13 protein-coding genes and 1 tRNA gene are annotated in these 17,038 nt (G+C 60.6%); 8 read left to right on the plus strand and 6 right to left on the minus strand.

Going from position 1 to position 17,038, the window contains the following annotated elements:
* Nucleotides 1-16 precede the first annotated feature (16 nt).
* From AC1DNI_RS06530 to AC1DNI_RS06550, 5 genes are all read left to right on the plus strand, one after another.
* Nucleotides 17-1,630, plus strand: coding sequence for an ABC transporter substrate-binding protein (locus AC1DNI_RS06530; RefSeq protein WP_477691244.1), 1,614 nt, complete (start codon nt 17-19; stop codon nt 1,628-1,630).
* Between the two features lie 87 nt (nt 1,631-1,717).
* Nucleotides 1,718-2,698 (plus strand): ABC transporter permease, encoded by a 981-nt coding sequence (locus AC1DNI_RS06535; RefSeq protein ID WP_477691245.1) that lies wholly within the window; start codon nt 1,718-1,720, stop codon nt 2,696-2,698.
* A complete protein-coding gene (locus AC1DNI_RS06540; RefSeq protein WP_477691246.1) occupies nt 2,695-3,510 on the plus strand; it encodes an ABC transporter permease in 816 nt (271 codons plus the stop codon). The genes AC1DNI_RS06535 and AC1DNI_RS06540 overlap by 4 nt, the downstream gene beginning before the upstream one ends.
* Nucleotides 3,507-4,307, plus strand: a complete 801-nt coding sequence (locus tag AC1DNI_RS06545) for an ABC transporter ATP-binding protein (RefSeq protein ID WP_477691247.1) — start codon at nt 3,507-3,509, stop codon at nt 4,305-4,307. Before AC1DNI_RS06540 ends, AC1DNI_RS06545 begins: the two co-directional genes overlap by 4 nt.
* Nucleotides 4,304-5,077 carry an ABC transporter ATP-binding protein gene (locus AC1DNI_RS06550; protein ID WP_477691248.1) on the plus strand — a complete coding sequence of 258 codons (774 nt, stop codon included), beginning with the start codon at nt 4,304-4,306 and terminating at the stop codon, nt 5,075-5,077. The genes AC1DNI_RS06545 and AC1DNI_RS06550 overlap by 4 nt, the downstream gene beginning before the upstream one ends.
* Nucleotides 5,078-5,320: 243 nt before the next feature.
* Here the strand turns inward: AC1DNI_RS06550 and AC1DNI_RS06555 are convergent.
* Nucleotides 5,321-5,397, minus strand: a tRNA-Pro gene (locus AC1DNI_RS06555).
* Between the two features lie 190 nt (nt 5,398-5,587).
* Between AC1DNI_RS06555 and AC1DNI_RS06560 the strand changes: the two genes are divergently transcribed.
* Nucleotides 5,588-7,831 carry an AGE family epimerase/isomerase gene (locus tag AC1DNI_RS06560; protein WP_477691249.1) on the plus strand — a complete coding sequence of 748 codons (2,244 nt, stop codon included), beginning with the start codon at nt 5,588-5,590 and terminating at the stop codon, nt 7,829-7,831.
* A gap of 15 nt (nt 7,832-7,846) precedes the next feature.
* On the opposite strand, the gene betB is transcribed toward AC1DNI_RS06560, so the two are convergent.
* Genes betB through betI form a run of 4 tightly spaced genes read right to left on the minus strand, consistent with a single transcriptional unit; the run spans nt 7,847 to nt 13,116 of the window.
* On the minus strand, nt 7,847-9,310 hold the full coding sequence (gene betB / locus AC1DNI_RS06565) for a betaine-aldehyde dehydrogenase (protein WP_477691250.1): 1,464 nt from the start codon (nt 9,308-9,310) through the stop codon (nt 7,847-7,849).
* Nucleotides 9,311-9,341: 31 nt separating this feature from the next.
* Nucleotides 9,342-10,991 carry a choline dehydrogenase gene (gene betA, locus AC1DNI_RS06570; protein ID WP_477691251.1) on the minus strand — a complete coding sequence of 550 codons (1,650 nt, stop codon included), beginning with the start codon at nt 10,989-10,991 and terminating at the stop codon, nt 9,342-9,344.
* Between the two features lie 8 nt (nt 10,992-10,999).
* Complete coding sequence (betC, locus tag AC1DNI_RS06575; protein WP_477691252.1) at nt 11,000-12,526, minus strand: choline-sulfatase; 1,527 nt, start codon at nt 12,524-12,526, stop codon at nt 11,000-11,002.
* Nucleotides 12,523-13,116, minus strand: coding sequence for a transcriptional regulator BetI (betI, locus tag AC1DNI_RS06580; protein ID WP_091919343.1), 594 nt, complete (start codon nt 13,114-13,116; stop codon nt 12,523-12,525). The genes betC and betI overlap by 4 nt, the downstream gene beginning before the upstream one ends.
* 197 nt (nt 13,117-13,313) lie before the next feature.
* Here betI and AC1DNI_RS06585 point away from each other — a divergent pair, with 197 nt between their 5' ends.
* Nucleotides 13,314-14,480, plus strand: a complete 1,167-nt coding sequence (locus AC1DNI_RS06585; RefSeq protein ID WP_477691253.1) for an acetyl-CoA acetyltransferase — start codon at nt 13,314-13,316, stop codon at nt 14,478-14,480.
* Nucleotides 14,481-14,646: 166 nt separating this feature from the next.
* Complete coding sequence (locus AC1DNI_RS06590) at nt 14,647-15,666, plus strand: asparaginase (RefSeq protein WP_477691254.1); 1,020 nt, start codon at nt 14,647-14,649, stop codon at nt 15,664-15,666.
* Here the strand turns inward: AC1DNI_RS06590 and AC1DNI_RS06595 are convergent.
* The gene (locus AC1DNI_RS06595; protein ID WP_477691255.1) at nt 15,659-17,002 is read right to left on the minus strand and encodes a TIGR03808 family TAT-translocated repetitive protein; all 1,344 of its coding nucleotides are present in this window, start codon (nt 17,000-17,002) and stop codon (nt 15,659-15,661) included. The genes AC1DNI_RS06590 and AC1DNI_RS06595 overlap by 8 nt on opposite strands.
* Nucleotides 17,003-17,038: the final 36 nt, after the last annotated feature.

Raw genomic sequence — 17,038 nt, forward strand, 5'->3', positions numbered from 1 at the left:
GCCCGAGAGGTTACCAATGTCCCGTATTATCCTCAATCGACGCGCATTTCTTGCTGCGACCGCCAGTGCCGGTGCTATCGCCGCTTTCGGCGGCAGGGGGTGGGCGGCGGAGCAGCCGGTCAAGGGTGGCCGTCTGATCGTCGCCGGTGATAGCGAACCGGCCAATCTCAACCCGGCTATCGTTGCATCGAACGGCGTGTTCTTCGTTGCCAGCAAGGTCATCGAGCCGCTCGCCGAGCAATCCTACGAGGGCAAGGACGGGCTTTCGCCGCGCCTCGCGACGTCATGGGAGGGGTCACCCGACGGATTGTCGGCGACATTCAAACTGCGCGAGGGCGTGACCTGGCATGATGGCAAGCCGTTTACCTCTGCCGACGTCGCATTCTCCGCGCTCGAAGTCTGGAAGAAATTGCAGAATCTCGGCCGCGTGGTGTTCAAGAACCTCGACAGCGTCGATACGCCTGATGACCACACGGCGATACTGAAGTTTTCGCAGCCGACACCGTTCCAGCTCATTCGCAACGCCTTGCCGGTCGTGACTTCCGTGGTGCCGAAACATATCTACGAAGGCACGGACATCGCCAAGAATCCCGCCAATCAGCAATTGGTCGGCACGGGACCGTTCAAGTTCGGCGAGTACAAGCCGGGCGAGTATTATCTCCTCAAGCGCAACGACGCCTATTGGCAGAAGGACGAGCCGCTGCTCGACGAAATCGTCTATCAGTTCCTTCCCGATCGTGCTGCCGCCGGCAATGCGCTCGAGGCCGAACAGATTCAGCTTGCAGCTTTTTCCGCGGTTCCGCTTGCCGACCTCGACCGGATTTCGAAGGTGCCGGGTCTCAAGGTCTATGCCAACGGCTATGAAGGCCTGACTTATCAGCTCATCGTGGAAATAAACCATCGCCGCAAGGAACTCGCTGACCTCAAGGTACGCCAGGCAATCGCCCATGCCATCGACCACGACTTTGTGGTGAAAACGATCTTTCTTGGCTATGCGAAATCGTCATCAGGACCCGTACCCGCCTACGACAAGACGTTCTTTGAACCCGATGTCACAAAATATGCTTTCGATCCGGCGAAGGCCGAGGCGCTGCTTGATGAAGCCGGCTACAAGCGCGGCGCTGATGGCAACCGCTTCACCCTCAAACTGTTGCCGGCGCCGTTCTTCAACGAAACCAAGCAGTTCGGCGATTATCTTCGCCAGGCTCTGGCCAAGATCGGCATTGATGCCCAGATTGTCAGCAACGACACGCCAGCCCACCTGAAGGCGGTTTATACAGACCATGACTTCGATATTACGGTGGCGACGCCCGTCTACCGCTCAGATCCCGCAATCTCGACGACGATCCTGTTTGAGAGCGGTCTGCCGGCCGGCGTTCCCTTCTCCAACCAGTACGGCTATGCCAATGCCGAAATCGACAGGCTGATCAAGGATGCTGCCTCGACCATCGATGCAGACAAGCGGGCAGGGCTCTACAAGGAACTCCAGAAGAAAGCTGCCGACGATCTGCCGTTGATCAATGTCGCCGAATTCTCGTTCATCACGGTAGCGCGCGACTCGGTGCAAAACGTGTCGGACAATCCGCGCTGGGCAGTTTCCAACTGGTCGAACGTCTGGGTGAAGCCATAACAGCCACAGGAACCGCTTCAATTTCAATGGCAAAACCTCTAGCCTAGTGCTGGAATCAATCGCACACGTCGCCCGACCGGAGTAATCTTGCCGCCTCTCGTTTCCCTGTTGCTGAAACGTCTGCTCGGCGCTCTTCCTGTCCTGGCGATCGTTCTCGTCGGCAGTTTTCTGCTGCTTGAAGCGGCATCGGGTGATGCGGTCGATTCTTACGTCGCGCGCTCCGGCACGCTCGACGCCGAGCAGTTGGCGCAATTGCGCCAGGAGTGGGGGCTCGACAAGGGCCCTGCCTACCGTTTCAAGGCCTACGCCACCGCGCTCGCCCAGGGAGATCTCGGCTGGTCCACCGCATATCAGCGGCCTGTCGGCTCGGTGATCCTCGAGCGGCTGCCCATTACGCTGCTGTTGATGACCCTTGCCACGACGCTGGCATTTTTCCTTGGATCCTTGCTGGGCGTGATTGCCGGCGCCAGTCCCGGTTCGCTACGCGACCGATTTCTTTCGGTCACCTCGCTAGCGATTTATGCCGTTCCGGGTTTTTGGCTGGGTTTGGTGCTGATCGTGATTTTCGCGGTCGATCTGCGCTGGCTGCCTGTCGGCGGCATCGAGTCGATTGCTTCCGGCAAGTCGGGGTTCACCCGTCTCGGCGATATTGGCGCGCACCTGATCCTGCCCGTTACCTCGCTCGCCATGGTCTACCTCGCCCTCTATTTGCGCCTCATGCGCGATCGCATGGGCGAAATCTGGCATGAGCCATTTGTGCAGTCGCTGCGGGCGCGCGGCATCGGCCATTGGCGTATCGTCTGGCGCCATGTCGCCCGCAACGCGGTGCTGCCGGTCGTCACCATGCTTGGGCTTCAGGCGGCGGCCATGCTCGGTGGCAGCGTCGTCGTCGAAAGCGTCTTCGCCATTCCAGGCTTTGGCCGCCTCGCCGCCGAAGCGGTGGCGCGGCGCGATACACCGCTGCTGCTCGGGATTATTCTTTGCAGCGCCATCACCGTCATAATCGCCAATCTTCTGGTCGATCTGGCCTATGGCAAGCTCGATCCGCGCGTGAGAACCGGCCGATGAATGCCTGGCGCAATCTCAACGGGGAAGGGCGGATCGGGGCGGCAATCCTGACGGCGCTTATCCTCGTGGCGCTGCTGGCGCCCATCCTCGCGCCGGGGGATCCCTTGGCGATCAGCGGCGAACCATTGCTTCACCCCTTCGCCGACGCAGTGCATCCGCTCGGGACCGATCGGCTCGGACGCGACGTGCTCGCCGGTCTCTTGCACGGGACCCGCACCACGCTGCTTGTCGCCTTCTTTTCGGCCGCCGCGGCACTCATCGTTGGCAGCGTCGTCGGCACGTTGGCGGGTTTTCTCGGCGGCATCGCCGATGCGATCCTGATGCGGATCACCGAGGCTTTCCAGACCGTTCCCGGCTTTCTGCTGGCGCTTGCCGCCATCAGTGTTACCGGGCCCAGCGTGCCGACGCTCATCTTTGCAATCAGCCTCGGCACCTGGACGCAAGCGGCTCGCGTCACCCGTGCCGAGGTTCTGTCGCTGCGCGAACGCGACTTTGTCGCGGCGGCGCGCGCGCTTGGCATGCATCCGCTCGAGATTGCCTTTCGTGAAATTCTGCCCAATGCCTTCGGGCCGACAGCATCGCTTGCCGCTATTTCCGTCGCCGCCGCCATCCTCATCGAGGCGGCCCTGTCGTTCCTCGGCTTCGGCGACCCCAATCGGGTGACCTGGGGGAGCATGATCGCGGAAGGGCGCACCGTTCTTCGCTCCGCGCCATACCTTTCCATCGTCCCGGGAATTGCGCTTGTCGTTACTGTCCTTGCCGTTCATTTGCTCGGTCGTGGCTTGTCGCGCTCAGAAAGGCTGCAGGCATGAGCAAGCCCTATTTGCATATAGCGGGCCTCGGCGTGCGTTATGGCGCGGCCGTTGGTCTTGAAGATATCTCGCTCGAGGTGAGCCAAGGTGAAAGGCTCGCGCTCATCGGCGAAAGCGGTTCCGGGAAATCCACGCTGGCAATGGCGGTCGCCGGGCTTCTGCCCGAGGGGGCAAGGGCGACAGGGTCGGTTGATTTTCCCACGCTTGGCTACAAGCCAAGACCGGGCAAGGATATTGGTGTTCTGTTCCAGGATCCCAATGGCAGTCTTGACCCGGTGATGAATGTGGGTGACCAGATCGCTGAAGTTGCGATGATCCACCAGGGGATTGGCTGGATTGCGGCCCGGGTCCGCGCCGCCGAATTGCTGGGCGCAGTCCAGGTTTCACGTCCTCTCACACGGCTTAACAGCTATCCGCACGAATTTTCTGGGGGGCAGAAGCAACGTATCGCCCTTGCCATCGCACTTGCGGGCAATCCTTCGCTGCTCATCGCCGATGAGCCGACAAGCGCGCTTGATACCGTCGTACAGCGACACATTGTCAATCTGCTCGATCGGCTCGTCAGGGACAATGGGCTGACGCTCATCTTCGTCACGCACGATATCGCGCTGGCATCGGAGCGCGCCGACAAGATCGGCGTGCTCTATCGGGGAAGGCTCGTGGAGTTCGGTCCTGCGGCAGGCGTGCTCGGCGCGCCCCGCCACCCCTATACGCGTGCGCTTGTCGACACGCACATTTCGCTCGATACACCACGTAGAAAGCGCCTTGCCGAAATCGATACGGCAGGTCTCGAATGACGTCGTCCGCTCCGGTCCTCGAAGTCAAAAATATCAGCAAACGCTTCGCCGATCGGGGCGCGGCTGGCCTGCGGGATATCAGTTTTGTGCTCGCTCCGGGCGAAACGCTGGCCGTGGCTGGTGCTTCGGGTTCAGGTAAGACCACGCTCGCGCGCCTTATCATGCGCCTTGCCGACCCGGACAAGGGTTCGATCCATCTGGCCGGGCAGGATATTACCGCCTTGCGCGGCGAGCGTCTGCGCCGGCGTCGCAGCCGATTCCAGATGGTATTCCAGGATCCGCTCGCGGCTTTCAATCCACGCGCCACCGTCCGCGATATTCTTGAGGACCCGTTGCGCCTGCATGGGCTCGCCAACCCCGGCGACTATACCGCGACGATCGGCGCAGCACTGGAGCGCGTCGGACTCGGCACGGATTTGATCGATCGTCCGCCACGTCAGCTTTCGGGCGGCCAGCGGCAAAGAGTGGCGATAGCAAGGGCAATTATGACGAAGCCGGAACTGATCGTTCTGGACGAGCCCGTATCCGCGCTCGATGTTTCCGTGCGTGCCCAGATCCTTAACCTGCTCCTGGATCTGAAGGAGCAAACCGGCGTTGCCTATATTTTCATATCGCACGACCTTGCCGTCGTCCGCGCTTTCGCCGAGCGCTTGATCGTGCTGGACGAAGGGCGAATCGTCGAAAGCGGCGATACGGAGACGGTGCTCAAAGCGCCGAAAGCCGAGACCACGCGCGCATTGATCGAGGCTGTTCCGCGGCTCATATTTTAGAGCGCGCAAACATTCGCGGATGCCGGCCGCTTGGTCTACAGTGGAGGCACGTAGAACAGATATGCACCAATGACCGTAAAGATGGAAAGCAGTATAAGAGTAGCGTCGTTCACATCAATAACCCCTTATTGATCACGCCATTTTAGCAAAGCTGGGCCGCAATGGATTTACACCACTGTGGGCTAACCTCATGGGGTTAAGGGAATTGTTCTGGCCACAATGGAAATCGGGGCCTGATTCAACTGGTCGGAGTGAGAGGATTCGAACCTCCGACCCCCTGCTCCCGAAGCAGGTGCGCTACCAGGCTGCGCTACACTCCGTAACCAGTGACGCGCGGTATATACCGTCCGGTCTCGGTACCTGCAAGTCGTTTCTATCCACTTTTTGATAATGCTCTGGAAACCTTTTTCCGAGCGTCCTACGCCTTATTTTCCTCTGTGATCGCCTTCCAAACTCCTGTATCGATTGGCATCAAGTCTTCAATGCGTAGAAAGTGCGGGGCTGCGTTCGATGGCGGCGGAAAAGCAGAAGATCATCAGCTTCGTCATGAGCGGCGGTGTTGGTTCGCGGCTATGGCCGCTGTCGCGCGAGGATTTTCCGAAGCAGTTCCACAATCTCTCGGGTCAGGGCTCGATGTTGTTGCGAACGGTCCGGCGCATGAGCGCGCGGGCAGACGACACAGCCGTACCTGTCTATCTTCTCGCCTCTGAACGACACGCCGCGCGCATCCAGCATGATCTTGCCGGCGTCGACCTCGCGGGTGGGCGGCCGATCCTCGAGCCGATGGGCCGCAACACTGCCTCGGCCGTGGTGCTTGCCACCGAAGTGACCTTGCGGGAGCATGGCGACGACCTTGTGCTCGTCGTGCCTTCCGACCATGAGATCACCACCGATCGCGATTTCTGGAACACGGTTGAAGCCGGCGTTGCCGCGGCAAAGGCCGGACGGATCGTTGTATTCGGCATCAAGCCGGACCGTCCCGAGACCGGTTTCGGCTATATCGAGGTGGGGGCGACGGGCGAGGGCACCCGCGATGTCGTGCGCTTTGTCGAAAAGCCCAACGAAGCCAAGGCCAGGGACTATCTGGAATCGGGCAATTTTCTTTGGAATGCCGGCATTTTTCTTTTCCGTGCCAGCGCCATGCGTGCAGCCTTCAAAGCGCACGCTGCGGAGATATGGGACAAGGCCGTCGCCGCGCTCGATGCTGCCGACACCAATGTTTCCGGCACCTATCTTCCCTATGAGCTTTATGCGGACGTGCCGTCGATTTCCGTCGACTACGCCATCATGGAACGGGCTTCGGGTATCGCGCTCGTCCCGGCGACCTTCCGCTGGAACGACCTCGGCTCCTGGCAGTCGCTGCTCGATGTCGGTTCGGTCGACGCCAACGGCAACGTCATCGTTGGTGATGTTGTCGCCATCGACTGCGAGCACAGCTATCTGCGCAGCGAAGGCGGGCTGCTTTCTGTCGTGGGCTTGCGCGACACCGCTGTTGTGGCGACGGCGGATGCAACCTTCGTCGCCCCGGTCAGCGAAAGCCAGAACGTGCGCAAGATCGTCGAGCAACTGGAAAAGTCGGGACGGCTCGAAACCAAGTTCACCCCTTCGCAAGACCGCCTTCCACAGGTCGGCGCCTATGCCAACCGCGTGCGCCACTGGCTGTTCAGCGAGACGCTGCCGCTGTGGTCGACCGTTGGTGTTGATGAGCGTTTCGGCGGATTTCACGAGGCGCTGTCCTTCGAGGCGACGCCGGTTGCCAAGCCGAAACGCATGCGCACCATCGGCAGGCAGATTTATGCATTTGCCGTCGCCCACGAGATGGGCTGGGACGGCCCGGCAGCGGCGCTGATCGATCACGGCATCGATTTCATCGCCAGGAACGGCCGTACCGACCGCGGCGGCTGGGTCAAGACCTTCAACCCGGACGGCAGCGTGCTCGATGCCACGGAAGACGCCTATGACCAGTCCTTCGTCCTGCTGGCGCTTGCGCATGCGCATAAGGCTGGCCATTCGGGAGCGCTCGCGCTCGGTACCGAAACCTTTGCCTTCATCGACGAATATCTCGCCGATGCGCGCCTGACCGGCTTTCTGGAGACCCCGGACGGCAAGGGCCTGCGCCGCTCCAACCCGCACATGCACCTGCTCGAAGCGTTTCTGGCCTGGTATAACGCCACCGGCAATCGCGACTATCTGCAACGGGCGGCGCGCATCGTTGACCTTTTCCGCCACCACATGTTCGACGCGGAAACCTGGACGCTCGGCGAGTACTTTACCAATGATTGGGAGCGGGCGCCCGGCGAGGAAGGCGAGTGGACCGAACCCGGCCACCATTTCGAATGGGCTTCGCTGCTCGTCAATTTCGCCGCCGCATCCGGGCAAAAGGATCTCGTCCGCTTTGCTCGCAAGCTCTATTCCTCGGCCATTGCCAACGGCCTCAACCGGGCGACGGGCCTTGCCTATGGCGCCGTGTCGCGCCATGGCCTGCCGCTCGACACCAATTCACGCAGTTGGCCGCAGACTGAAGCCGTGAAGGCGGCTATCGCGCTCGACGGCAATGGCGGCCCGAACTTGAAGCCGGAGATCGAGGCGCGTGTGGGCCGGCTGTTCCGCTGGCACATCGAACCGGCGCCGAGGGGGCTGTGGATCGATCTCATCGACGAGACCGGCCGCGCCAAGGCGGAAGACGTTCCCGCCTCGATCTTCTATCACCTCGTCTGCGCGCTCACGCAATACGTGGATTATGTCGGCAAGTAACGGGTATTCGGTCGATCAGTAAGGGCTTTCGACCTTCCCTGTCTCCACATAGACCGATTTGATCTGGCTGTAGTGGTAGAGCGCGGCGAGGCCATTCTCACGCCCGACGCCGGACTGTTTGAACCCGCCGAAAGGCATTTCCACCGGCGCCAGATTATATGTATTGATCCAGCAGGTGCCGGCTTTCATCTGGCTGATGACCCGATGCGCTCGCGCAAGATCCTGCGTGAACACGCCAGCCGATAGTCCAAATTCCGTGTCGTTGGCGCGCTTGATGACCTCATCCTCGTCCTTGAAATCGAGAACGGCCATGACCGGCCCGAATATCTCCTCACGGGCAATGATCATATCGTCGGTCACATTGGTAAAGATGGTCGGCTCGACGAAGCAGCCGCCTTCAAACCCTTGCATCTGCGGTACGCCGCCGCCGTAATGGAGCGTCGCCCCTTCTGCCTTGCCCTTTTCGATGTAGGACACGACCATGTCGCGCTGCGCCGCGTTGACGAGCGGTCCAAGGTGGATCTCAGGATCGAGCGGGTCGCCGAGGCGGATAGCTTTCGTGCGGGTTGTCAGGCGCTCCAGGAAGCGATCCTTGATACCGCCCTGGACGAAAACACGTGTACCGTTGGAGCAGACCTGGCCGGTCGAATAGAAATTGCCGAGAAGCGCACCGCCGACGGCATTCTCCACGTCGGCATCGTCAAAGATGATGAGCGGGGACTTGCCGCCGAGCTCCATCGTCGCATGCTTCATGTGCGAACCTGCCTGGGCAAGGACCCGCTTGCCGGTCGGCACGGAGCCCGTCAGCGATACCTTGGCGACGAGCGGATGGTCGACCAATTGCGACCCGACATCGCCAAAACCCTGGACAACGTTGAACAGGCCGTCAGGCAGGCCGGCTTCCTTGTAGATTTCCGCGAGCGCCAGAGCAGAAAGCGGCGTGTTTTCCGAAGGCTTGAAGATCATGGCATTGCCCGCTGCGAGAGCCGGTGCCGATTTCCAGCCCGCGCCCTGGATAGGGTAGTTCCAGGCGCCGATGCCGACGCAGACGCCGAGAGCTTCGCGCCTCGTATAGGCGTAGGAGCCGCCAAGCTCGATCATCTCGCCATTGAAACCGGCAATGATGCCGCCGTAGAATTCGAGTGCATCGGCGGCCGAGGCCGGATCGGCGACCAGCGTTTCCTGAATGGCCTTGCCTGTATCGAGCGTTTCAAGTTCAGCGATTTCGGCATTGCGGGCGCGCAGGATATCGGCGGCGCGGCGCAGGATCCGGCCACGCTCTACCGGTTTCAGCGCGGCCCAGGCGGGCTGCGCCGCGGCTGCCGCCTGAACCGCCTCATTGATGAGGGCAGGCGTTGCGCCGAAAAGCCTGGCAATGGTCTCGCCGGTAGCCGGGTAGATCACATCAAGCGGCTTGCCCGCCTTGTCCTCGACAAACCGGCCGTTGATGAAATGCGATGCCTTGGGCTGCGCGCGCATGGGTGCTCTCCTTTGAATGCGTATGGATACCTTACCGGTCACTCACCTGCCAGCGCGGATTGATCCAGGGCTCCTGGTTGGAACGGGGCAGTGGATCGCGACCGAGAATATGGTCCGAAGCCTTTTCGCCGGTCATGATCGATGGACCGTTGAGATTGCCGTTGGTCACGCGCGGAAAAATCGACGAGTCGGCAACGCGGAGTCCCTCCACCCCGATTACACGACATTGCGGATCGACCACGGCGGTCGGGTCACTGGTCGCGCCCATCTTGCAGGTACCGCAGGGGTGAAAGGCGCTCTCGGCATGTTCGCGCAGGAAATCGTCGATTTCATCATCCGATTGCACGTGCGAGCCCGGGGAAATTTCGCGGCCACGATAAGGGGTAAGTGCGGACTGGCCGAAAATCTCGCGGGTCAGCCGCACAGCATGGCGAAAGTCGCTCCAGTCGTCCGGATGCGACATGTAGTTAAAGACGATCTTCGGCTTTTCGAACGGATCCGATGAGGCCAGCGTTACGCTGCCGCGCGACTTCGAGCGCATGGGTCCGACGTGGGCCTGGAAGCCATGGCCCTTGGCAGCCGCCTTGCCGTCGTAGCGGATCGCGGCGGGCAGGAAATGGTACTGGATATCCGGATAATCGATACCGGGTTTCGACCGCACGAAGGCTGCGGATTCAAAATGGTTTGTCGCACCATGCCCGCTCTTGAAGAACAGCCACTCGGCGCCGATCATCGCCTTGGAAACAAGCCCGAGTTTGGAATTGAGCGTTATCGGCTTAAGGCTTTCCTGCTGGATATAGACTTCGAGGTGGTCCTGCAGGTTCTGGCCGACACCCGCGCGGTCAGCGACAATATCGATGCCGTGCGCCTTGAGATGCGCGGCCGGACCGATGCCGGACAGCATGAGCAGTTTGGGAGAGTTGATGGAAGAGGCGGCAATGATCACTTCGCGCCGCGCCCGGATAGTTTCGGTTTTGCCGCGCCGCGCTATCTCGACGCCGGTCGCGCGCTGATTCTCGATGATCACGCGGCGCGCGAACCCATTGATCAGGCTTACATTCTGGCGCTTGAGGGCAGGGCGCAGATAGGCGTTCGCCGTCGACCAGCGCCGGCCCTTGTAGATCGTTTGCTCCATCGCCCCGAAGCCTTCCTGCTTCGAGCCGTTATAGTCGTCGGTGACTTCGAAGCCTGCTTCCTTGCCTGCCTCCACGAAGGCGTGAAACAGGGGATTGTCACGGCGCCCGCGCTGCACGTTCAGCGGGCCGTCCGTGCCGCGCCATCCTGCCTCGCCGCCATGCGAATTCTCCATCCGCTTGAAGTAGGGCAGCACATCGGCATAGGACCAGCCGGCGGCGCCGGTCTCGGCCCAGTGATCGAAGTCGTGGGCGTGGCCGCGCACATAGACCATGCCGTTGATCGACGACGATCCACCGATGACCTTGCCACGCGGCGTGACCAGCCTGCGGCCGCCGAGGTGCGGCTCGGGTTCGGAGCTGAAACCCCAATCATAGGTGCTCATGTTCATCGGGAAGGAAAGCGCGGCCGGCATCTGAATGAACGGCCCGATATCGGTGCCGCCATATTCGATAACGATTACCGAATGCTTGCCGTCTTCCGACAGGCGGTAGGCCATGGCGGAGCCGGCGGAACCCGAACCTATGATGACGAAATCTGCTTCCATGCCCGGTCTCACTCGCCACGCGGATAGCGGGCATTCTCTTCCAGAACGTTCAAATCCATATGATTGCGCATGTAGCGCTCGGAGGCTTTTTGCAGCGGTTGATAGTCCCAGGGGTAATACGAGCCGTTGCGCAATGCTTCGTAGACCACCCAGCGCCGCGCCTGGCTTTCGCGCACCGCTGCATCGAAGGCGGCCATATCCCAGCGCGCACGAGCCTTTGCCGTGAAATCCGCGACTGCTCCAGCGTGACCGGGATCGCCCGCAAGATTGTTGAGTTCATGCGGATCCGATTCAAGATCAAAGAGTTGCGGCGGGTCGATCTCGCAGTGGACGAACTTGTATTTGCCGTCGCGCAGCGCAACGAGCGGTGCATTGGAGCCTTCAGCCGCATATTCCATAAGCACAGGTGATTTGCGCGCCCCATCGCCGCGCATGAGCGGGCCAAGGTCCTCACCATCGGTCCAGGGCAAGACTTCGGCAATATCGACACCGCCAAGTGCTGCCAGCGTCGGCGTGATATCCAGTGTCGATACGGGCGCTTCGATAAGCCGCGCTTCGATGCCCTTGCCAGCGATCATAAGCGGCACGCGTGCCGAGCCTTCGAAGAAGTTCATCTTGAACCACAGGCCGCGCTCGCCGAGCATGTCGCCGTGATCCGAGGTGAAGACGATGATCGTATCGTCAAGCATCCGGGTCGTCTGCAGAACGTCGTGAATCTCGCCGACCTTGTCGTCGATGTAGGAAATATTGGCGAGGTAGCCCTGGCGCGCTTTGCGTACCTGATCGGCCGTAATGTCGAAGGCCTCGTAGTCGCAGGCCTTGAGCAGACGCTGCGAATGCGGGTCCTGATCGGCAAAACCAATCTCGCCGACAGAGGGGTCGAGGGCTTCCGAACCTTCGTAGAGGTCCCAATATTTGCGGCGGGCGACATAGGGGTCGTGCGGATGCGTGAAGGAAATAGTCAGGCACCAGGGGCGCCGTGCATGATCATCGGCTTCGCGCGAAAGCTGGTAGAGCTTCTGCCGGGCGTGGAACGCAACCTCGTCGTCATATTCCATCTGGTTGGTGATCTCGGCAACGCCGGCGCCGGTCACCGATCCGAGATTGTGATACCACCAGTCGATCCGCTCGCCGGGCTTGCGATAGTCAGGCGTCCAGCCGAAATCGGCAGGATAAATATCGGTTGTCAGCCGCTCTTCGAAACCATGAAGCTGGTCCGGCCCAACAAAATGCATCTTGCCAGAAAGGCCGGTGTAGTAGCCGGCACGGCGCAAATGGTGCGCGTAGGTCGGAATGTCCGAAGCGAATTCAGCAGCGTTGTCGTAAACCCGCGTGCGCGAAGGCAGTTGGCCCGACATCAGCGATGCCCGCGCCGGGGCGCAAAGCGGCGAGGCCGTATAGGTTTTTGCAAATCGGGCTGAACGCCTGGCAAGTGCCTTCAGATGCGGCGCGTGGATGAAAGGCGCCGGGCCATCCGGAAAAAGCGTGCCGTTCAGTTGATCGACGACGATGATGAGAATGTTGGGCCTTGTCATTGCAGTGCTCCGGCGGCTGCGAGTTTGATATTCACGTAATCTTCGACGAGGGCGATGGCCGACGCCGCCTCATGTGCGCCATTGCGCAGCGCATGGCGGATATAGAGGCCGTCGATCATTGCGCCTGCCCCTTCGGCGATCTGCGCTGCCGTCGCCCGATCGGTCATTTGTCCGAGCGCATAGGCCAGGTTCGAATGGGTGCGCCTCGCATAGATGCGCAGGAGACGGCGCGTTTCATCGGATTTTTGTGCATGAACATAGAATGTCAGCCACGCTGCCACCGTCTCCGGTGCGAATTGCGAGGCCGAAAAGTTGACTGCGATGACCGCCGCAACGCGCCCAGCGGCTGTTGGCGCCTTGTGCAGCGCATTGCGCAGATCGTTGCCGAGTTCCTTCAGGAGATGCCGCATGGTTGCCAGGATCAACTGTTCCTTGCCGCCGAAATAGTGATGCGCCAGCGCCGCTGAAACACCGGCTTCGTGGGCGATCTCCGCAACAGTCACATCAAGCGAGCCGCGTTGGCCGATGGTGCGGATCGCAGCATCGATCAACTCGCGTTTACGCAACGGTTCCATTCCTAATTTCGGCATTGCCCGGCACCCTGTTTCCCGCAAATCTATTCTTGATTGACTGGTCAATCAATAAAAATCTCTGCGCCGGTGTACGGAAAGGAGTACGATTAAGAGCACGAGTTTGGGCGGTCTTGTTCGCCACGACGGGCATGCACCTTGAACAAGAGTCTGATCGTGGTTAGGTCAATGGCCATGATATTTGTGGAGGAAACAAGATGACAGCCTGCATCGTCGGATGGGCGCATTTGCCGTTTGGAAAACTCGAGGGTGAAACGGTCGAAAGCCTGATCGTCAAGGCCGCGATCGGAGCGCTCGAGCATGCCGGGATCGGTCCCGAGGATGTCGACGAGATCGTGCTCGGGCATTTCAACGCGGGGTTCTCGCCGCAGGATTTCACGGCCAGCCTCGTCCTCCAGGCCAGCGATGCGCTGCGTTTCAAGCCCGCGACCCGCGTGGAAAATGCCTGCGCCACCGGATCGGCGGCAGTTCATCAGGGGATCAAGACCATTCGCGCGGGAGCGGCCAAGGTTGTGCTCGTCGTCGGCGTCGAGAAGATGACCTCGACACCCGGCCCGGAGATCGGCAAAAATCTGCTGAAAGCATCGTACCTTCCCGAGGAAGGCGATATCCCCGCGGGTTTTGCCGGCGTTTTCGGCCAGATTGCCGCCGCCTATTTCCAGAAATATGGCGACCAGTCCGATGCGCTGGCCATGATCGCCGCGAAGAATCACAAGAACGGCGTCGGCAATCCCTATGCGCAGATGCGCAAGGATCTCGGTTATGAATTCTGCCGGCAGGAGAGCGAAAAGAACCCATTCGTGGCAGGCCCGCTCAAGCGCACCGATTGTTCGCTCGTCTCCGACGGCGCCGCGGCACTTATCCTCACCGATACCGAGACCGCACTCAAAATGCAGCGCGCCGTGGCATTCCGTGCCGCCCAGCATGTTCAGGACTTCCTGCCCATCTCGAAGCGTGACATCCTCTCATTTGAAGGATGCGCGTTAGGATGGAAGCGCGCCTTGGCGCAGGCCGGTATTACAATCGACGATCTCTCCTTCGTCGAGACTCATGACTGCTTCACGATTGCCGAACTAATCGAATATGAAGCGATGGGTCTGGCGAAACCGGGCGAGGGCGCCAAGGTCGCGCTCGAGGGCGAGACTGCCATGGACGGGCGCCTTCCGGTCAATCCGTCAGGGGGACTCAAGGCGAAGGGGCATCCGATTGGTGCAAGTGGCGTGTCGATGCACGTTCTGTCGGCGATGCAGCTCACCGGCGAAGCAGGCGGCATCCAGGTCCCCGGCGCAAAGCTTGGCGGCATCTTCAACATGGGCGGTGCAGCGGTCGCCAATTACGTTTCCGTTCTCGAACGGATCAAATAGGTTCGGCCACAGGTTGAATCGGCGCTTGAAGGCGCTGATTCAACCTTTCAGCTTCGCGCGCCAACCCTATGAAATGATTCCGCTTGGCGAGCTTGGTATCGATGGCGGGACGGCCTATAAATCGGCAAGGCGTAAGATTTTCGACCCAATTGAAAGATGATCTCCCATGACTAATCCGGTTCTCGTTGAGGTTTTCCGCGGTGAAACGGTCGAAAGCCGTCATCGCGGCTCGGTGGTTGTTACCGATGGCGACGGCAAGATCGTCTATTCGCTCGGAGATATCGAGCGCCCGACATTTCCGCGCTCCGCGATCAAGGCGATCCAGGCGCTGCCGCTTGTCGAAAGCGGCGCAGCCGATGCTTATGGTTTCGGCAATGAGGAGCTTGCCATGGCATGCGCATCGCATTCCGGCGAGCCCCAGCATGTGAGCCGGGCAGCCGACATGTTGGCACGAGCCGGCCTTGATGTTTCGGCGCTCGAATGCGGCGCCCATTGGCCGACACAGCAGCCGGTGCTCATTGCGCTGGCGAAGAGTGGGCAGGAACCGACAGCGCTTCACAACAATTGTTCGGGTAAGCATGCGGGGTTTCTTTGCACCTGCCGACACCTTGGCGTCGAGACGCGCGGCTACTCGGCGCTGGGCTCGCCCGAACAGGATATGGTGCGTGAAGCGATGGAAAGCGTTACCGGCGCTCCCCACACGCTGGACTATTGCGGCACCGACGGCTGCTCCATACCGACTTATGCTATTCCCCTGAAGAACCTCGCGCATGGCTTTGCGCGCATGGCGACGGGGACCGACCTCGCGCCAGCGCGCGCGAAGGCGGCGCGGCGCCTGATGGACGCGGCGATGGCCGCTCCCTTCTATGTGGCCGGCACACACCGCGCCTGCACCGAGCTCATGGAAATGGCGCCGGGCCGCATATTCGTGAAGACGGGCGCGGAGGGTGTATTTGTCGGTGCCGTCCCCGAGCTTGGGCTCGGAATCGCCGTCAAGTGCGACGATGGCGCGACGCGCGCTTCCGAGGCAATGATTGCGACGGTCCTGGCGCGTATTTTCCGCAATGAAGCGGAGCTTGAGTCGAAGCTCGACAGGTTTGCCGATCGCGAAATGCGTAACTGGAACGGCATCACCTATGGGGTCATCAGCCCGACGGAAGAACTGACCGAGGCGGAAATCAACTGACGATATTTCGCTCGACGACGAGGTTGGGATAGGCCGAGCCCTTCTGGGTGAGATCCTTCATCGCAACCTCTTCCCACTTGTGGCCGACAATCGCGCCTTTGGCTGCACCCTGAATGATATTGTCGGTGATGATGGCCGGTCCAACCCCATCGACGACCGTTACATAGATGCCTTCGCCGGAATTGCGGATGATGTTGCTGCTGGCAACGAGATTGCGCATGTAAGGTCCCCAACCGAGCTGGAGGCCGTATGTCGGCGCGCCCTCAACAAGATTTCCCGTAATGGTACTGTCCGCTTCCGCCGAAATTCCGATGCCGAACGTGCCTGCGTATGGGCCCTTCACTGACAGATTCCGTACGATATTGCCGGTGCAGGTACCGAGGCGTCCGCCATCGTCGAAGTTCACGATCGATATGCCATTGGCGGCGCCGTCGACGATATTGTTGGCGATGATGGCGCCCTCGAATGCAAACTCGGAATAGATCGCCGTCTCGCCGCTTGCCGTGCAATTGTTGCCAGTGATCTGGATGTTTCCGGCGCTGTTGCCGCGCACGGCCGTGAAGGCGCAGTCACTGACGACATTGTCTGCGACGATGACATTGTCTGCCTTGTAGACATTGATGCCATTGCCGTTCTGGCCCGTTCCGCCGGAATCGGCCCGGATCTTCTGCACGCGATTGCCGCTGATGATGGTACCGTCGCGGCCCTTGTCGTAGCGATGAACAAGGATGCCGCCATTGCCGCAATCGCTGATCGTGTTGCGGGTGATCGCAAGGCCCGCAGAATTGGCGGCAAATATCGCGGCGTCGGCTACGCCCGAGATCCGGTTGCCGTCGATTGCGCCGCCCGATTGAAAGAGCGAAAGCCCGTTCTGCGCCGATCCGACGATCGTGCAATCGCGGATCAACAAGGTGCTGACATTGTTGGCCTCGATGAGCCCCTTCACCTTGTCGCCGAGCGGCTTTCCGTTGCCGTCAAAAACGAGGCCGGTGAACTGGATCAGCTTGGAGTCGCTGGCCTGGACGAAGCCGCTCTTGCCCGCATAGACGATGCGGCTTTGGCCGGTCACGCCGAGAATATTGACATAGGACGGGCATAGGACGGCGGAAACGATATAGGTCCCGGCCGGCAGGAAAACCTGATTGCCTTTGGCGCTTGCGCTCTCGAGAAGCGCGTTGAATTTCGCCGTTTGATCCTGTGTCGATCCCGGTTGAAGACCGTAATCGACGGCGTTGAGTGGCGCAGACGCGTTGGATGCTGCTTGCGCAACCTGCTGGAAGCCGTGGTTCAAGGCGACCCCGGTCAGACCGGCGAGGACAAGTCGTCTGCTGATCATGATTGTTCCTTGGCGTTGCAGGCAGAATAGAGCGAG

The sequence above is a fragment of the Phyllobacterium sp. 01N428 genome (assembly GCF_056399405.1).